Origin of the sequence: Empedobacter brevis, from assembly GCF_965118635.1 — a bacterium.
Classification (GTDB): domain Bacteria; phylum Bacteroidota; class Bacteroidia; order Flavobacteriales; family Weeksellaceae; genus Empedobacter; species Empedobacter brevis_A.
Map to the genome: position 1 here is coordinate 12,518 of NZ_CBCPHV010000007.1, position 17,492 is coordinate 30,009.

The window sequence follows — 17,492 nt, forward strand, 5'->3', positions numbered from 1 at the left end:
TGTAGCTTATTTTATTATTTTCATCAAGTATTCACCATAACCACTTTTTTTCAATGGCTCGGCAATTTTGATTAATTGTTCTTTGTTGATATATCCCATTCGGTAGGCTACCTCTTCAATCGCACCTATTTTCATTCCTTGACGCTCTTCTATCACTTGAACAAATTGTCCTGCTTGCATCAATGAATTAATTGTTCCTGTATCTAGCCAAGCTGTACCACGGTTAAACACGCCTACTTTTAATTTTCCTCTTTTTAGGTATTCGGCATTGATATCCGTAATCTCTAACTCTCCACGTGGAGATGGTTTTATATTCTTGGCAATTTCTACCACGTCATTGTCGTAAAAATATAAACCTGGAACAGCATAATTTGATTTAGGTTCAGTAGGTTTTTCTTCTATTGAAACGACTTCATTATCTTGATTAAACTCTACTACTCCATATCGCTCTGGATCGCTCACTTGGTAAGCAAAAACTACGCCACCATTTGGATCTGCAGAATCTTGTAATAATTTTGACATTCCTGAAGCATAGAAAATATTATCTCCTAGAATCAAAGCGACTTTATCATTCCCTATAAAATCTTCTCCTAAAATAAAAGCTTGTGCTAATCCATCTGGGCTTGGTTGTTCTTTGTAAGAAAATTTACATCCAATTTGAGAACCATCTCCTAACAATTTTTCGAAATGAGGTAAATCATGAGGTGTAGATATAATTAGAATCTCATTGATTCCTGCTAACATTAATGTTGACAATGGATAATAAATCATTGGTTTATCATACACTGGCATTAATTGTTTACTAACAGCTAATGTTAATGGATGTAAACGTGTTCCAGAACCCCCAGCTAATATTATTCCTTTCATTTTTATGGTTTAAAAGTTGATTATTTATTTTTGAATGTAGAAAACGATTGAGCTTCTTGGTCTTTCTCAGATATAATCATCTGATCAATTGCTATTTTCCAATCTATATTTAATTCATCATCTAAAGGATTTACTCCATCCTCAGAAGCTTTATTGTAGTTATTATCACATTTATAAAAAAAAGTTGCTGAATCAGAAATAACAGAAAAACCATGTAAAAATCCTCTTGGAATAAACAATTGTTTTTTATTTTCTGCAGATAATTCAACTGTAATTGATTCTCCATAAGTTTCTGAACCCTCACGAACATCAACAGCTACATCAATCACAGCTCCTTCAACAACACGCACTAATTTCGCTTGCGAATGTTCACCTTCTTGCATATGCAAACCACGCACAACACCGTAAGAGGAATTTGATTGGTTATCTTGAACAAACGTTGGTTTATAACCTAAAATCTCTTCTAATTTATTTTCGTTGTATGATTCGAAGAAATAGCCTCTTGAATCCTCAAAAACAGTTGGTTCTAAAACAAAGCAGCCTTTTAGTTTTGTTTCTGTTGCCTTCATTTATTTATTATAATATTTTCTGTACCATTGTACAAAGTTATAAACTCCTTTATCTACAGGATAATTTGGATTATAGCCAAATTTATCTTTTAAATCTTGGACATCTGCCCATGTTTGATTCACATCTCCTGCTTGCATCGGATACATTTCTAAAATAGCTTTTTCACCAGTCGAATTTTCAACCTCTTTTATGAAATCCATTAATTGAACGGGTTTACTATTTCCTATATTGTATAATTGGTAATTTTCTTTTATTGTTTCATTTTCAAGTATTTTTTCAATCCCTTGAATAATATCATCAATGTATGTAAAATCTCGTGATAAATCGCCGTGATTAAAAACTTTTAAAGGCTGATGATTTAGAATTGCATCTGTAAATAAAAACATCGCCATATCTGGTCTTCCCCATGGTCCATAAACAGTAAAAAAGCGTAAGCCTATCGTCTGAAAATTATACAAATGACTATAAGCATGGGCCATTAGCTCATTTGCTTTTTTGGTTGCAGCATATAAGCTAATAGGATGATCGACATTCTGATCCGTTGAAAAAGGAACATCTGAAGAATTTCCATATATACTTGAACTGCTTGCGTAAAGTAATTTTTTAACCTTATAATTTCGGCAACATTCTAAAATATTCAGAAAACCAACCAAATTACTTTGTCCATATGCATCAGGATTTTCGATACTATAACGCACACCGGCTTGAGCTGCTAAATTAACAACCGTATCAAAAGAATATTTTTTAAAGAGTTGACTCAAAGCTTCTTTATCTTCTAAATTCATTCGATAGAAAATCATCTTTTCTTCGTGTTTAGAAGAAAGTACTTTCTGATTAAAATTTGAAGCAAATTCTTGATTAATTCCTAACTCTTTTAATCGATCATATTTTAACTGAACTGTGTAGTAATCGTTTATATTATCAATTCCAACAACTTTGATATTTTTATCGATTAATTTTTCAGCTAAATGGTAGCCTATGAAACCAGCTACACCAGTGATGAGAACAGTTTTCATTATTTCTCCTTTTCAGAAGTTGCCACTACTTTTCTTAATCCAGAACTTGAGAAGCGATGTGTTCGTTTGTTGTAGTAAATTTTGATATTATTATCTAGGCAATAATCTTTTCCTGTAAAATCTATGTTTCGATATTCTTCACCAATAATTCTAATGTTTATAGGCAGTGCACTTAACATATCGAACAAATCTTGTTCAGTTTCGTACGGAATAATCTCATCGACATATCGACAACCTTCTAATTGAATATAACGTTCTACAATGGATTGTGTAGGCGTATTTTTTGAAGGATCTACACTTGCAGGATCTGTATTAAGTCCTACAATTAAATAATCGCATTGTCTTTTGGCTTCTTCGAGCATCATGATATGACCTGCATGAAGCAAATCAAATATACCGAATGTAATTCCCGTAGTCATTTTATAATAATATTGTTGGAACGACAAATTTAGGGAATAAAGTTGAATTATTTTAAATGAATTTATCATTAAAAAAGGAACTCTTATTTTGAGCTCCTTAAGGTTATATTAATTCCGAATTTCTTTTTTCTAAATGTGTGTAAACATTTTTTACTTCTTGCGAATACTCTTTTTGTAGAATTAAATTCGCTGTTGGTGTATTGACAAATATTGTGTTTTGTAAACCTACAAAAGAAGTATAAACATCTGTTCCAATTACCATATTGCCATTTCGATCCACATAATGTCCATTCAATACAAAATAATCATACAAGGATTCGAAAGAACCTAAATCATTCCAAACAAATTTTGCTGGAACAACTTTTATTTTTTTACTGCGTTCCATTACAGCATAATCAATACTATTTGAAGGAATATTCATTGAAAGTTCTTCGTCCAACTCTCCGTTTATATTTTCAGTCCAAGCTATTTTAGCGTTTTCATAAATTTCTTTTTCAAACTTCTTTAACTCTTTCAGTAAAACTCTTGCTTTGAAACAAAACATTCCACTATTCCACAAAAAGTTTCCTTGTTCAATAAAATCTTGTGCTGTAATATGATTTGGTTTCTCTCGGAAAGAAAGTACATTATCTCCTTTGTGCTCGATATAGCCATAACCTGTTTCTGGACGAGTTGGATGCACACCAAATGTTACAATATAATCTTTTTCAGCCAATGCGATTGCTTTTTTCATTGCAACTTGATAGGCTTCCATATCTTCTATTAAATGGTCTGATGGCGTAACGATTAGAATATCATCATTTTCTACAGCGAAAGCTGCAAATGCAATTGCTGCTGCTGTATTACGAGGCACAGCTTCTACAATTTTTGTGTAATTAACATCGAGCTTATCTAAAACTTCTTGACTTAAATGATCATTGTCTTTATTTCCAATCACAATTAATTTATCAGCAATTGGACGATTACGTTGAATCGTTAATTCAAATAATGACTGCTCATTGAACAAAGGTAGATATTGTTTGGGATGACTTTTACGAGAAAGCGGCCAAAGACGACTTCCAACTCCACCCGATAAGATTACATTATAAATACACATAAATTCTTCTAATTCGAACTTGTAAAGTTATTAAAAACTACTATAGGATAACATTCTATTCTAATTTTTCTTTTAAAAACAAAAAAAGCGTTCAATTTTGAACGCTTTTAATATTATTGATTTTTTATTAAATCATCGAAATACGTAATGTATTAGTAATTCCTTTCTCGAATGCAGGCATTGCGTTTAGATTGATGATATAATCACCGTATTCTACATAACCTTCATTTTTTGCTAAAATATTAACTTCTGTTACAGTTTGATCTGTAGAAGTATCGCGTGGATCATAATTAATTGCTTTTACTCCCCATAACAAATTCAACATACGATTAATACGTTTACTTGGGTTGAATACCAAAATAAATGAATTCGGACGATGTGAAGAAATTTGGAAAGCTGTATAACCTGAATATGTTAAAGTCGCAATTGCTTTTGCTCCTGTATCTTCTGCCATTTTAGCTGCATTATAACAAACCATATCTGTTACAAAACGTTCGTTCTGAACTAATGGTTTATGTTCTGGCACATGTACGTGATCATCATCTTCTACAGTTTGAAGAATTTTTGTCATTTTTTCGATAACTTGTACAGGATACTGTCCTACAGAAGTTTCTCCAGATAACATCACGGCATCAGCACCATCAAAAACAGCATTTGCAACATCAGAAACCTCAGCACGAGTTGGTGTAAGGCTTGAGATCATTGTTTCCATCATTTGTGTTGCAACAATAACTGGTTTACGAGCTAATTTAGCTTTGTCAATTAATTGTTTTTGTGCTTTTGGTACAATTTCAAACGGAACTTCTACTCCTAAATCTCCACGAGCTACCATTAAACCATCAGAAAATTCTAAAATATCATCAATATTCTCTAATGCTTCTGGTTTTTCAATTTTAGAAATAATTGGAATTTTTAATGTTCCATTTTCTTTGATAAATTCTGATAAATCTTTTACATCTTGTCCAGAACGAACAAAAGATAATGCAAACCAATCAACACGGTTTTCAATCGCAAATTTTGCATCTTCTTTGTCTTTTTCCGTTAAAGCTGGTAAAGAAATATTTGTATTTGGTAAGTTAACTCCTTTTTTAGAACGTAATGGCCCTCCTTGGATCGTTTCTGCTTTTACAGTATCTGTTCCATTCGTTTCAATTACTTTGAAGATTAATTTTCCATCATCAATTAAGATATTTTCTCCTACTTGTACATCTTGCGCAAACTTTTTGTACGTCATAAAAACTTTTTCATTTGTTCCTACAACTTCTTCGTTTGTGAAAGTTAAAATATCTCCAGGATTGATAATAAAATCTTCATGTTCCATTTTTCCAATACGCAATTTAGGCCCTTGTAAATCTGCTAAAATTGCTGTATTGTAGCCATGATCGTTATTTAACTGATGAATAGTTTCAATCTTACGTTTCACATCTGCATAATCTGCGTGTGAAAAGTTGATACGGAACACATCTGTTCCTTTTTTCATCATTTCTAATAAAATCTCTGGACTTTCAGTTGCCGGACCTAAAGTCGCGACAATTTTTGTCTTTTTAAGATATTGTCTATCGTAAATCATAATTTTTCCCTTTTTTTATGCACAATATTTTGTTAGAAAATCAATTGATCTGCATTGCTAATCAAATCGATATCTATTTTTTTGATCGTTTTTATAAAATCTTTTTCTACAAATGGTAGTTGAAGATATTGTAGCTCATCTTCCCAACCCGAGATTTTTACAACATAATTGCAATCCTTGTAATTTGGCACAAGTATAATGCTCTCCTTGAAAAGATTTGATAAATCTACTTCATTTTTTTTAAAATCAGATTGATTTGGCGTATTTTTAATGATATGATAATCTATTTTATTTGCTTCGTCTAACCATTGATAGGTTTCGAAAAAATAAGTGTGCTCATCTAACCGAATATCCAAATCATGAATACGCTGAAAATGCGTATCGAAAGTAGAGTTGAGATGAAAAATAAATTGTGTAGAAATGTTAAAACTAGAATTTACGCCTATGAGATGAAAATCTATCCAATCATCGTATAAGAGTAATTCTGCCATATTCTAAACTTTTTCTATTTTCTTTTGTAGCGAATAATAGGCGCGTTTTGCGGCACTTTCTTCTGCTTTCTTTTTAGAAGTTCCTCTCCCTCTGGAGATCACTTTGTCATTAAGACGAATAACTGACACAAAAATCTGCAAATCTTCTGCATTTTGTTCTTCAAAAGTATTGAATCTTATCGTATTTCTCGTTTTTTGACTCCATTCCAAAATCAACGATTTGTGACTAGTAATGGTATGTTCTAAACGTTCTAAATCCGCATAAGGATCAATAATTTTGGCTTGAATAAATTTTTGTACAGCAGCTATACCTCCATCAACATATATTGCACCAACTAGAGCTTCTAACATATCACCATTTACGTCTTCACCTAAATTGTTGTGATTGTTCATTGGATCTAAATAGTTCAACAAGCCAAGTTGTTTCGATACTGTATTCAATTGTTTACGCGAAACAATTTTAGAGCGCATTTTTGTTAGATAGCCTTCTTGCTGATCTGGTGCTTTGTAGTATAAATGCATTGCTGCAGAAGCACCAAGTAATGCATCTCCTAAAAACTCTAATCTTTCAAAATTTATACTGTTTCCGTTTTCATCTTTTTTTTGTGCAGATCTATGGGTAAATGCTTCTTTAAAAACCTCAACATTTTGAGGTATGTAACCTAAGATCGACTTTAAAAATTTCAAAAAAGGATCAGATGAATTTGAATCATCACGATGATTTTTAAAAGAAAATAATTTTTTTAAGAAAGACATTACTTATACTTCTTAAATATCACACAAGCATTGTGACCACCGAAACCAAAAGTATTACTCAATGCATATTCTACATTTTTCTCTTTTGCTTTGTTAAATGTATAATCTATTTTAGGATCAAGATTTTCATCATCCGTAAAGTGATTAATTGTTGGTGGAACAATACCATTATTGATTGCTCCAATAGTCGAAATCGCTTCAATAATCCCTGCACCACCTAATAAGTGACCTGTCATTGATTTTGTTGAATTGATTTGAATATCGTAAGCATGTTCTCCAAATAATTTTTGAATTGCTTTAGATTCTGCAATATCTCCTAACGGTGTAGATGTTCCGTGCATATTAATATGATCGATGTCTTCTACATTGATATTAGCATCTAATAAAGCTTCTTTCATCACATTTAAAGCTCCGATTCCTTCTGGATGTGGTGCTGTGATATGATGAGCATCTGCTGTCATCCCTGTTCCTACTAATTCAGCATAAATTGTAGCTCCACGCGCAATTGCATGTTCGTATTCTTCTAAAACAATACATCCAGCTCCTTCTCCCATAACAAAACCATCTCTGTCTTTGTCAAAAGGTCTTGAAGCAGTTTGTGGATCATCGTTTCTTGTAGATAACGCATGTAAAGCATTGAAACCTCCAATACTAGCGGCTGTGATAGCGGCTTCTGAACCTCCTGTAACAATAGCTTCTGCTTTTCCAAGTCTTAATAACATAAAAGCATCAATTATTGCATTTGTAGATGAAGCACATGCCGAAACAGTTGTATAATTAGGTCCCATAAGACCAAACTCCATTGAAATATGACCAGGCGTGATATCTGCAATCATCTTAGGGATAAAGAAAGGATTGAAACGAGGCGTTCCATTTCCTGTTGCGTAATTTGAAACTTCTTCTTCAAAAGTTTTAATTCCACCAATACCAGATCCCCATATAACACCGATACGCTCTTTGTTTACATTTTCATCTTCTAAGATTCCACTGTGTTTTATTGCCTCTCTAGCTGCAATAATTCCCAATTGGGCACAACGGTCAATTTTTCTTGCTTCTTTTCGATCAAAATGATCTTCAATATTGAAGTTTTTAACTTCACAAGCAAATTGTGTCTTAAAAAGAGTTGCATCAAAAAGCGTAATAGGCGCAGCGCCACTTACACCATTCACTAATCCATCCCAGTATTCTTGGTATGTATTTCCGATTGGTGTTAGCGCGCCTAAACCTGTTACTACTACTCTTTTTAATTCCATAAAAATAGGAACTATTACTTGTTTAAGTCTTCGATGTATGTTACAGCTTGACCTACAGTAGAAATTTTTTCTGCTTGATCGTCTGGAATTTGGATATCAAATTCTTTTTCGAATTCCATGATTAATTCTACTGTGTCTAATGAATCAGCTCCTAAATCGTTAGTGAAACTTGCTTCTAGCGTAACTTCGCTTTCGTCAACTCCTAATTTATCTACGATAATCGCTTTCACTCTTGATGTAATGTCAGACATAATTTTCTAATTTTAATTGTTGTAAACTACTGCAAAAATATAAAACTTATATTAAATACAAGCTTTTTTTTATATGCACGCATAAGAACATACAAATATACGCTGAATAAATATTCACGAAAACGTTTAAGTGAATGACATAAGTCAAATTTTTCACGCATTTTTTTATTGTAACTTTGCACAAAGTTTTTACCTTTAAAATATTAAAATACTATAAAAATCACAAAAATGAGCATCGAATTAGCATCTTATGGAATAAAAAATTCCAAAATTAACTATCAGTTATCTCCTGAAGAGCTTACTAAGAAAATGGTAGAGCTAGGACAAGGAGAAATTACATCTTCTGGTGCAGTAAATATGCTGACTGGAGAATTTACAGGACGTTCTCCTAAAGATCGTTTCATTGTAAAAGATGAAATTACAGCAGAAAATGTTTGGTGGGATGGAAACATTAATATTCCTTTCGATTCTGATAAATTTGACGCTTTGTATGATAAAGTAATTGAGCACTTAAGCAACCGCGAAATTTATGTACGTGATGCTTATGCTTGTGCTGACGATTCTTATAAAACTAAAATTAGAGCAATTACAGAATCCCCAGCTGCTAATTTATTTATCTATAATATGTTTATTCGTCCAACTGAAGAAGAATTAAAAAACTTTGGAGAATCTGAATGGACAATTATTAATGCGCCAACTTTTGTAGCAGATGCAGAAGTAGATGGAACAAGACAACACAATTTCTCTATCTTAAACTTTAAGCGTAAAATCGTTTTAAACGGAGGAACAGGTTATACAGGAGAAATGAAAAAAGGTATTTTTTCTGCTTTGAACTTCATCATGCCAGTTTTTAGAAATACTTTACCAATGCACTGTTCTGCTAACTCTGGAGAAAATGGAGATACAGCAATGTTCTTTGGTTTATCTGGAACAGGAAAAACAACTTTATCAGCAGATAAAAACAGACGTTTGATTGGTGATGATGAACATGGATGGACAGCTGATAACACTGTTTTCAATTTTGAAGGTGGATGTTATGCAAAAGTAATTAACTTATCTCCAGAAGGTGAGCCAGAAATTTTTGCCGCAATTAAAGATGGAGCTTTATTAGAAAACTGTAAATTAACTCCAGGAACTAACGAAGTCGATTTTACAGATACTTCTATTACAGAAAATACACGCGTTTCTTATCCAATCGATTATATTGAAAATATTGCAGTTCCTTCTTTAGGAAAAAATCCAAAAAATATTTTCTTCTTATCATTTGATGCTTACGGAGTTTTCCCTCCAATTGCAAAATTAAACCCAGATCAAGCAGCTTACTTATTTATCTCTGGATATACTTCTAAAGTTGCTGGAACAGAAGCTGGTATTACTGAACCTCAAACAACATTCTCTACATGTTTTGGTGCGCCATTTATGCCGTTACATCCGACAAAATATGCTGAAATGTTAAGTGATAAAGTTGAAAAAACAGGTGTAAATGTTTGGTTAATCAACACAGGTTGGAATGGTAAAAAAGAGCGTATGTCGCTAAAAGATACACGCGCAGTGATAAATGCAGCTCTAAATGGAGATTTAGACAATGTTGAATTCAAAAAAGATCCTTATTTCGGATTTGAAGTTCCTGTTGCTATCGAAGGAGTTGATTCTGAAAAATTATGTCCATCAAATTCTTTTGATTCTACTGCAGCTTATGAAGCAAATGCTAAAGAATTAGCAGACAAATTCAAAGCAAACTTCAAGAAATTTGAAGAATTTGCTACTGCTGATTTATTGGCTGGAGGACCAACAATTTAATATCAAAAATTGAGTTTAAGGTTAAGTTTTTTAGATTTAACTTAAATCATATAAAATATAAAACCGAGCGAATTGCTCGGTTTTTTTATGTTTTTTTTATATTTAGAAAGATTACATTTTTAAGTAGAAATCTTTTGTCAATTGAATATAATCTTCTGTATATTGATGTCGATCGATTTCTATAATCAACTCTTTTTCTTCCATCTTTTTTTCCTGAAAACTAAATTCTAACAACACACGTTTTATTGCTGCTGAAGAATTTCCTTTTACATATAGTGTTTTGGTTAATTTTAAGCCATTTTGAGAAGCTATTGCACAAAAGTCTATCATTTGATCATAAGGAATAATAAAACTCGCTAAACCATCTTTGTGAAGTAATTCTGCTGTTTTCGTTAATAACTCTTCAAAAGTTAATGTTTCTTGTTGACGAGCTTGTTTTCGTGCATCAAAATTAACTGTATCATTAACCACAAAAAAAGGTGGATTGCTGACAATTAAATCATATTTTTTATTCGCAAAATAATCTTGGAATGAAGAATTAAAAATCGTTAATCTATCTGCAAAATCAGCATGATCAAAATTTTCTTTTGCTTGTATAAACGCATTTTCATCAATTTCTATAGCATCTAGTTTTGCATTTGGAAAACGTTGAGCTAACATCAAGGAAATTAATCCTGTTCCTGTTCCAACATCTAAAATATTCTCGCCCATTTGTAAAGTTGCCCAAGCACCAAGTAAAACACCATCTGTGCCAACTTTCATTGCGGTTTTATCTTGAAAAATTTCGAATTGTTTGAATCGAAAAGGTTTTCTATTCATTGTAAGGAATCAAAATATAGAATGTTGTACCAACAGAAACTTCGGTTTCAAAACGGATTGTACCATCATAATCATCAATAATTTTTTTAACCATTGGTAAACCGATTCCCATTCCACTATTCTTTGTTGTAAACTTAGGTACGAAAATCGAATCTTGTGATTCGACAGGAATTCCATTTCCGTTGTCTTGAATTGTTATATGTAAAAAATTATCAATCAGAAATACATCAACTTTTACTTTGGCAACACGAGATTTTGGGATAGATTGAAAAGCATTTTTCGTAATATTTGTGATGACTCTATTCAAATATTGTTTATCAAAATGCATCAAAATTATATCTGGAGAATAATTAAACTCAATGTACTCCATTGGAAATACATAAAGTGAATTTCTTATAACTTCAACAATATCAATTTTTTCATCGTTACGAGAAGGCATTTTTGCAAAATCAGAAAACGCTTCAGCTATAGCCGATATTGTATCTATTTGTTGCAATAAAATATTTCCTGTTCGTATTGTTTTTTCTTCAATATCAGGATCATTAGGATCAAATTTTCGCATATAATTCTGAATCATTAATCGCATTGGAGTTAATGGATTTCTTACTTCATGAGCTACTTGTCTTGCAAAATCTCTCCAAGCTTCTTCTCGTTCTTGTTTCGCAATTAAGTCTGATTGTTCTCTTAATCTAAACAACATATCGTTATAAGAATCGACCAAAACTTTTATTTCATCATTTCCATCGTAGCGGATTGGCATATTGTTTACAATAACTTCTGTTTCTCGAATACGATCTGCAAATGACCAGAGTTTATTCAATGTACGTTTTGTAACAAAGTATACTGCTAATGTTCCGAAAAGAAGAATAACGCCAAAAGCTAAGCCATAACTACCAATTAAGGTAAACATGTCTTGTTGTAAGAAATCTTGATTTGATTGATAAGGTAAACAAAGGATTGCAATATTTTCGTTGTAGTAATTCTTTATATTGCTGTATGATGAATAAATATCATTTTCATTGTTATTATCTCTATTCGCGATGATAAAATCGTTCGAATTTTTGAGTTTGTCTAATATTTTTTGAGGTAAAACATTATAAGTTGTCGAAACTGGTTGTGTTGTAAGTATTTTATTCCCACGCAAATCGTAGATAACAATATCTGTTTTATTAATATCTCCAATTCTAAGAAAGCCATCTTCTAAGATGGAATGAATATTATCTTTGGTCGCAATACCAGGATAATTATCCATTTCGTAATCTATTGCAGATTCTACAGCTCTTACCTTTCTTTTGAGAATATCTTCATGATATTGTTTGGTTTGCTCATTGAAATGATTTGCAGTAATCAGCAAGATAGCACCTGCTGTAAATAACAAAATCGTTACCATATAAATGATAATACGAATGGGTAGCGATAGGTTATTTTTTTTTCTAATCATTGTTTATTTTTGGAATAATCTTTTTACGTATTTTCCTAAGATGTCAAATTCTAAATTTATTGTATCGCCAACTTTCACTTGATTAAGATTTGTAAATTCCCAAGTATAAGGTATAATCGCAACAGAAAATTGTCCAACTTTACTGTCTACAACAGTTAAGCTAATTCCATTTAGACAGATAGATCCTTTTTCTACTGTTACATTTCCAGACGAAACTTCGTCGTATTCTACTGTTACAAAAAAGCTACCATTTTGGTTTTCTATTGAAACAATTTTTCCAATTTGATCTACATGTCCTTGTACAATGTGACCATCGATACGACCATTGAATTGCAAACATCGTTCTAAATTGATCAAATCACCATTTTTTAATGTGTTAAAATTTGTTTTTTTTAGCGTTTCCTCTATAGCAGTGACTTTGTAAAGCCCATCTTTAAAATCAACAACTGTTAAACAAACTCCGTTATGTGCAACACTTTGATCAATTTTTAATTCATCACAAAAATCAGCTTCAATCCATAAATGTAAATTAGATTGATCTTTCTCTGCTTTTACAAGCTTTCCTACTCCTTCTACGATTCCTACAAACATGATGTTATTTTTTGTGAAATTAATAATTAATTTAAACTTATAAAATGAAAAAGGGATGATTTTAAAACATCATCCCTTAAATATATGTACTTTAAAATATTTTCTTATTCTACAGTAACAGATTTTGCTAAATTACGAGGTTGATCTACATTCTTTCCTAATTTAACGGCAATCCAATATGATAATAATTGTAAAGGAATAGCTGTTAAGATTGGTGAGAATTCTTCTGCTGTTTCTGGGATTACAACGTAATCATCTGCCATAGCAGTTACTTGCTCATCACCTTCGTTTACAATTGCAATTACTTTTGCACTACGCGATTTTATTTCTTGAATATTAGAAACTACTTTTTCATAGTATCCTTTTTTCGTAGCAATTACAATTACTGGCATATTTTCATCCAACAATGCAATTGGTCCGTGCTTCATTTCTGCTGCTGGATATCCTTCTGCGTGAATATAAGATATTTCTTTCAATTTTAATGCTCCTTCTAATGCAGATGGATAATTGTATCCACGTCCTAGATAAATTGCATTTTTATTGTCTTTATATTTCTCCGCAATTTGATCGATAACTCCTTCACAATTATCTAAAATTTGCTGTACTAACTCAGGAATACGCTCTAACTCGCGCGTTAATAAGTTGAATTTCTCTGTTGATAATTCACCATTATGTTTTCCTAATTTCAAAGCAATTAATGCTAAAACTGTTAATTGAGCTGTAAATGCTTTTGTTGAAGCTACTCCAATTTCTGGTCCTGCATGTGTATAAGCACCGGCGTCTGTGATTCGAGCAATAGAAGAACCTACAACATTATTAATTCCGAAGATAAATGCTCCTGCTTCTTTTGCTAATTTAAGTGCTGCTAATGTATCTGCAGTTTCTCCTGATTGAGAAATTGCAATAACAACATCGTGTTTGTTGATAATTGGATTACGGTAACGGAATTCAGATGCATATTCTACTTCTACAGGAATACGAGCGAAATCTTCGATCATGTATTCAGCAACTAAACCTGCATGATAAGATGTTCCGCATGCAACAATGATGATTCGTTTTGCATTCAAGAATTTTTCTTGATGATCCCAAATTCCAGCCATTTTTATTACACCTTCGTCTACTAATAAACGTCCACGCATTGTATCACGAATAGAACGTGGTTGTTCATTGATTTCTTTTAACATGAAATGTTCATAACCACCTTTTTCAATCGCTTCAATATTCAATTGTAATTCTTGTATATCTAAAGAAACTGCTTCATTGTTATGTATTGTACGTACGTCAACTACTTTATCTAAAGTAATTGTTGCCATATCTCCATCTTCAAGATAAACTGCATCCTTTGTAAATTCTATGAACGGAGAAGCATCAGAAGCAACGAAGAATTCGTTTTCACCAATACCTATCGCTAAAGGAGAACCTAAACGGCCTACAACGATTGTATTAGGTTCTTCTTTATCTAAAACAGCAATTGCATAAGCTCCAATAACTTCATTCAAAGCTAAACGAACAGCATCTGTTAAATTTAAGTTTTGTTCTTCTTGAAATAATTGAATGAAGTTAACTAAAACTTCTGTATCTGTTTCACTGTGAAAAACATAACCTTTGTCTTTTAATAATTGTTTGATTGATTCATAATTTTCAATAATCCCGTTATGAACCAAAACTAAACGTCCATTATTTGACATATGTGGGTGAGAGTTTACATCATTTGGAACACCATGTGTTGCCCAACGTGTATGCCCAATTCCTAAATGAGGCGTTTTATCTAAATTTTCTGATTTTCTTTCTAAATCAGAAACTTTTCCTTTTGTTTTTACTAATTCAAAACCAGTACCAGTAGAAAGAACTAATCCTGCACTATCATATCCACGATATTCTAGTCTTTTTAGTCCATTTATAATAATTGGGTACGCTTCGCGATGTCCAATATATCCTACAATTCCACACATAATATTTTATAGTATTTAAGTTAAATTAATTTGTTAAAAATAATAATCTCTATTTTTTAGAGAAATATACCAATAATTTTATTTTTTTATCCGCTACTTCCGTATTATTTCCATGTAAAACGATTCTATAAGGATTGTAAGCTCTGTTATTTTGATAAGGATTTGTACTATTAATAGTTGATGGGTCTTTAACAGATGTTAAGAAATTCCCCATTGTAATGTACATGCTTTCATCATTAAATTTATTTCCTTTTTCTAAAACACCTTTTAGATACTTTGTAATATCAATTGTATAAAAATCGGTTTTACCTGTAACAATAGGATTAAAATGAACAGAAGTCGGATATGAATTATAAAACTCTAAAACGTCTGCATACAATTCATTAACAACTTTATCATCTTTTTTATAATTATTCCAAGCAAGTAAATAAGGAGGTTTTGGAAAACCATAAGAATCATCTATATAAAATTTTAATTTGGCTCCAAGAATTGCAATATTGCTTTTAGTCATCTCAGCTTTTAATTCATTTAGTTGAGATTGATTAATTTTTAATTTTGCGTAATTTCCACTCATTCCACTTAAGTACAGTCTCGAATCACCGTTTACTTCATCCGGTTTAATTGTTGAATAAAGTGAACCCACCGTATTATTGACAATTTGAGATGCTATAACATTCGAGTTATTTCCTATAGCTGAGTTCCATTGATTTGTAAAATCAAAAGCGTAAGTACCGCTTAGACGCTCTTTATAATCTTTATCTGTATCTTCTTTCTTTTTTGGATTTTTGTAAGAAAAATACATCTTCAAGTCAATCTTATTTGGATTAAAATTAACAATAAATCCATTTGATTCTTCTACAGAAAATTCAAGACCTTTTATATTCTCACGAATAAATGTCGCATAATCTGAAAGTAATCCTGTTTTTGCATTTTTGACAATTTTTTCATCAAAATAACTTTTATCTAAAGAAACTTTATAGCCTGGTACAATTTCAGAAATATTAGAAGTTCCTTTTTGCTGTTTAACAACTCTTCCTGTTATAGTTTTACCAATAATAGCCGTTCCAAGTACCTTTGAATTAACAGCTATTGGAGATTCAAGCCCGCTTAATTGCGAAAAATATTTTGTATCATTGTATAAGACAGTATTAATATCCTTGATTTTCAAGGTCATTGGAATATCTTTATTACCATACAAAGAATCTACTGCATATTTAGTCGTAATTTGAATTGTATCTGTTTCTTCTGGTTTTTTTCCTGGTTTAGATAAATTAATCGTATCTCTTGAAATAGGATCTTTAGTTGCGTTATAATAAACAGGAATGATCAAATTTACAGAATCCACTAAAGTTTCTGGTTCAAAATTTGGATTACCTATAGATGAAGGTCTAATTTGTGTATAAAATTTAGACGATGTAGATCCAAAAATAGGTTCGTTATATACCCCAAAAGCTCCATTTTGAAGAACGAATTTATCCGTACGAAGCGTATCAAATTTGGCATTAAAAGCAATAACATCTAAAGTTTTTAGATTTCCTTCTGCTTCGCCTCCAATCACGTTGTTATCTAATCCTAGTGTTTCATCTTCACAAGAAACAACAGTTCCCAATCCAATGATCATAGCAACAGACATAGAAAGGACATTCAAAATTTTTTTCATTAATCTCAACAGATTTTAATTAGAGTTCATTACTTCCTCAAGATAAAAGTCTTTGTAAACTTCTTTTGCTTGCTCTTTAGAACAATAATCTAATAGAGGAATATTTTGTTGGTTGATATAGTTTTTTACATCTTCAGGAATTATCTCTTCTCCTTTTGCAACTGCATCAGCATATTGCAATGAAGCTTGTATCATACCTAAATGTGTAGGTTTTTCTAAGTATTGTTTTACATCAGCTTCTACTTTATCAAAAGCTAATTTTTTAACTAATTCATTATCCAATTCTCCTTCAAATCCATTGTCAAATAAAGAAACAACAACTTTTGCATCTTGAAAGAAAGGATCATCAGAATAATATTCTTTTAGATATAGTGGTACTAAACTAGACATCCAACCCATTACGTGAACAACATCTGGTTTCCAGTTTAATTTTTTTACAGTTTCTAAAACTCCTTTCGCGAAGAAAATAGAACGTTCGTCGTTATCTGGAAATAGACCATTATCTTCTCCATAAACTTCTTTGCGTTTAAAGTATTCTTCGTTATCGATAAAATACACTTGTAGTCTTTCTCCTGGCACAGAAGCAACTTTAATGATTAAGGGTTGATCCAAATCATTAATAATCATGTTCATACCTGAAAGTCTTATTACTTCGTGTAATTGGTGTCTTCTTTCGTTAATTGCTCCAAATCTTGGCATAAAGATTCTTACATCTGCGCCACTACTTTGCATGATTTTTGGCAAACCTAATGCTTGTGAAGACATCGGATTTTCAGGAAAGTAAGGTACCATTTCTGTTGTTACATACAATATGCGCTTTCCTTCCATAATTTCTACTCTCTTTTCCTAATGAATAATAAGGCACAAATTTACAAAAAAATGTTGATATATTATTTGCTTATAGTAGCTTTGCCACATATTAGTTTTTTTTTAACAAATC

Annotated in this window: 17 protein-coding genes; 1 reads left to right on the plus strand and 16 read right to left on the minus strand. The window is 31.7% G+C overall.

From position 1 onward, the window contains the following. Positions 1–6: 6 nt before the first annotated feature. The 10 genes from rfbA to ACMHJW_RS10540 form a co-directional block, all read right to left on the minus strand. On the minus strand, positions 7–867 hold the full coding sequence (rfbA, locus tag ACMHJW_RS10495) for a glucose-1-phosphate thymidylyltransferase RfbA (RefSeq protein ID WP_413533364.1): 861 nt from the start codon (positions 865–867) through the stop codon (positions 7–9). A 20-nt stretch (positions 868–887) separates the two neighbouring features. Then, positions 888–1,436 carry a dTDP-4-dehydrorhamnose 3,5-epimerase gene (gene rfbC, locus ACMHJW_RS10500; RefSeq protein ID WP_413533365.1) on the minus strand — a complete coding sequence of 183 codons (549 nt, stop codon included), beginning with the start codon at positions 1,434–1,436 and terminating at the stop codon, positions 888–890. After that, positions 1,437–2,453 (minus strand): NAD-dependent epimerase/dehydratase family protein, encoded by a 1,017-nt coding sequence (locus ACMHJW_RS10505; RefSeq protein WP_413533366.1) that lies wholly within the window; start codon positions 2,451–2,453, stop codon positions 1,437–1,439. Further along, positions 2,453–2,872, minus strand: coding sequence for an adenylyltransferase/cytidyltransferase family protein (locus ACMHJW_RS10510; protein WP_413533367.1), 420 nt, complete (start codon positions 2,870–2,872; stop codon positions 2,453–2,455). The genes ACMHJW_RS10505 and ACMHJW_RS10510 overlap by 1 nt, the downstream gene beginning before the upstream one ends. Before the next feature lie 103 nt (positions 2,873–2,975). Further along, positions 2,976–3,968 carry a mannose-1-phosphate guanylyltransferase gene (locus tag ACMHJW_RS10515; protein WP_413533368.1) on the minus strand — a complete coding sequence of 331 codons (993 nt, stop codon included), beginning with the start codon at positions 3,966–3,968 and terminating at the stop codon, positions 2,976–2,978. Positions 3,969–4,095: 127 nt separating this feature from the next. Continuing rightward, complete coding sequence (gene pyk, locus ACMHJW_RS10520) at positions 4,096–5,538, minus strand: pyruvate kinase (RefSeq protein WP_413533369.1); 1,443 nt, start codon at positions 5,536–5,538, stop codon at positions 4,096–4,098. 32 nt (positions 5,539–5,570) lie between these two features. Beyond that, a complete protein-coding gene (locus ACMHJW_RS10525) occupies positions 5,571–6,029 on the minus strand; it encodes an IPExxxVDY family protein (protein WP_413533370.1) in 459 nt (152 codons plus the stop codon). Between the two features lie 3 nt (positions 6,030–6,032). After that, entirely contained in the window at positions 6,033–6,785 is a 753-nt protein-coding gene (gene rnc, locus ACMHJW_RS10530) for a ribonuclease III (RefSeq protein ID WP_413533371.1), read from the minus strand. Then, positions 6,785–8,038, minus strand: coding sequence for a beta-ketoacyl-ACP synthase II (gene fabF / locus ACMHJW_RS10535; protein WP_413533372.1), 1,254 nt, complete (start codon positions 8,036–8,038; stop codon positions 6,785–6,787). Before fabF ends, rnc begins: the two co-directional genes overlap by 1 nt. A gap of 14 nt (positions 8,039–8,052) precedes the next feature. Beyond that, positions 8,053–8,289 (minus strand): acyl carrier protein, encoded by a 237-nt coding sequence (locus tag ACMHJW_RS10540; RefSeq protein WP_038336002.1) that lies wholly within the window; start codon positions 8,287–8,289, stop codon positions 8,053–8,055. A 228-nt stretch (positions 8,290–8,517) separates the two neighbouring features. Here ACMHJW_RS10540 and pckA point away from each other — a divergent pair, with 228 nt between their 5' ends. Beyond that, positions 8,518–10,089 carry a phosphoenolpyruvate carboxykinase (ATP) gene (gene pckA, locus ACMHJW_RS10545; protein WP_413533373.1) on the plus strand — a complete coding sequence of 524 codons (1,572 nt, stop codon included), beginning with the start codon at positions 8,518–8,520 and terminating at the stop codon, positions 10,087–10,089. 111 nt (positions 10,090–10,200) lie between these two features. Here the strand turns inward: pckA and ACMHJW_RS10550 are convergent, their stop codons facing one another. From ACMHJW_RS10550 to ACMHJW_RS10575, 6 genes are all read right to left on the minus strand, one after another. After that, positions 10,201–10,908, minus strand: a complete 708-nt coding sequence (locus ACMHJW_RS10550) for a tRNA1(Val) (adenine(37)-N6)-methyltransferase (protein ID WP_413533374.1) — start codon at positions 10,906–10,908, stop codon at positions 10,201–10,203. Beyond that, on the minus strand, positions 10,901–12,349 hold the full coding sequence (locus ACMHJW_RS10555) for a sensor histidine kinase (protein WP_413533375.1): 1,449 nt from the start codon (positions 12,347–12,349) through the stop codon (positions 10,901–10,903). The genes ACMHJW_RS10550 and ACMHJW_RS10555 overlap by 8 nt, the downstream gene beginning before the upstream one ends. 3 nt (positions 12,350–12,352) lie before the next feature. After that, positions 12,353–12,940, minus strand: a complete 588-nt coding sequence (locus ACMHJW_RS10560; RefSeq protein ID WP_413533376.1) for a riboflavin synthase — start codon at positions 12,938–12,940, stop codon at positions 12,353–12,355. Between the two features lie 104 nt (positions 12,941–13,044). Next, positions 13,045–14,892: a glutamine--fructose-6-phosphate transaminase (isomerizing) gene (glmS, locus tag ACMHJW_RS10565; protein WP_413533377.1), complete on the minus strand. Its 1,848-nt coding sequence runs from the start codon at positions 14,890–14,892 to the stop codon at positions 13,045–13,047. Positions 14,893–14,941: 49 nt separating this feature from the next. After that, positions 14,942–16,552: a DUF4270 family protein gene (locus ACMHJW_RS10570; RefSeq protein ID WP_413533378.1), complete on the minus strand. Its 1,611-nt coding sequence runs from the start codon at positions 16,550–16,552 to the stop codon at positions 14,942–14,944. Between the two features lie 15 nt (positions 16,553–16,567). Then, the gene (locus tag ACMHJW_RS10575) at positions 16,568–17,380 is read right to left on the minus strand and encodes a glycogen/starch synthase (protein WP_413533379.1); all 813 of its coding nucleotides are present in this window, start codon (positions 17,378–17,380) and stop codon (positions 16,568–16,570) included. Positions 17,381–17,492: the final 112 nt, after the last annotated feature.

What these genes read in the sequence shown, in the direction of transcription:
- rfbA (WP_413533364.1), bottom strand. Translation starts at nt 867, where the DNA reads ATGAAAGGAATAATATTAGCTGGGGGTTCTGGAACACGTTTACATCCA.
- rfbC (WP_413533365.1), bottom strand. Translation starts at nt 1,436, where the DNA reads ATGAAGGCAACAGAAACAAAACTAAAAGGCTGCTTTGTTTTAGAACCA.
- ACMHJW_RS10505 (WP_413533366.1), bottom strand. Translation starts at nt 2,453, where the DNA reads ATGAAAACTGTTCTCATCACTGGTGTAGCTGGTTTCATAGGCTACCAT.
- ACMHJW_RS10510 (WP_413533367.1), bottom strand. Translation starts at nt 2,872, where the DNA reads ATGACTACGGGAATTACATTCGGTATATTTGATTTGCTTCATGCAGGT.
- ACMHJW_RS10515 (WP_413533368.1), bottom strand. Translation starts at nt 3,968, where the DNA reads ATGTGTATTTATAATGTAATCTTATCGGGTGGAGTTGGAAGTCGTCTT.
- pyk (WP_413533369.1), bottom strand. Translation starts at nt 5,538, where the DNA reads ATGATTTACGATAGACAATATCTTAAAAAGACAAAAATTGTCGCGACT.
- ACMHJW_RS10525 (WP_413533370.1), bottom strand. Translation starts at nt 6,029, where the DNA reads ATGGCAGAATTACTCTTATACGATGATTGGATAGATTTTCATCTCATA.
- rnc (WP_413533371.1), bottom strand. Translation starts at nt 6,785, where the DNA reads ATGTCTTTCTTAAAAAAATTATTTTCTTTTAAAAATCATCGTGATGAT.
- fabF (WP_413533372.1), bottom strand. Translation starts at nt 8,038, where the DNA reads ATGGAATTAAAAAGAGTAGTAGTAACAGGTTTAGGCGCGCTAACACCA.
- ACMHJW_RS10540 (WP_038336002.1), bottom strand. Translation starts at nt 8,289, where the DNA reads ATGTCTGACATTACATCAAGAGTGAAAGCGATTATCGTAGATAAATTA.
- pckA (WP_413533373.1), top strand. Translation starts at nt 8,518, where the DNA reads ATGAGCATCGAATTAGCATCTTATGGAATAAAAAATTCCAAAATTAAC.
- ACMHJW_RS10550 (WP_413533374.1), bottom strand. Translation starts at nt 10,908, where the DNA reads ATGAATAGAAAACCTTTTCGATTCAAACAATTCGAAATTTTTCAAGAT.
- ACMHJW_RS10555 (WP_413533375.1), bottom strand. Translation starts at nt 12,349, where the DNA reads ATGATTAGAAAAAAAAATAACCTATCGCTACCCATTCGTATTATCATT.
- ACMHJW_RS10560 (WP_413533376.1), bottom strand. Translation starts at nt 12,940, where the DNA reads ATGTTTGTAGGAATCGTAGAAGGAGTAGGAAAGCTTGTAAAAGCAGAG.
- glmS (WP_413533377.1), bottom strand. Translation starts at nt 14,892, where the DNA reads ATGTGTGGAATTGTAGGATATATTGGACATCGCGAAGCGTACCCAATT.
- ACMHJW_RS10570 (WP_413533378.1), bottom strand. Translation starts at nt 16,552, where the DNA reads ATGAAAAAAATTTTGAATGTCCTTTCTATGTCTGTTGCTATGATCATT.
- ACMHJW_RS10575 (WP_413533379.1), bottom strand. Translation starts at nt 17,380, where the DNA reads ATGGAAGGAAAGCGCATATTGTATGTAACAACAGAAATGGTACCTTAC.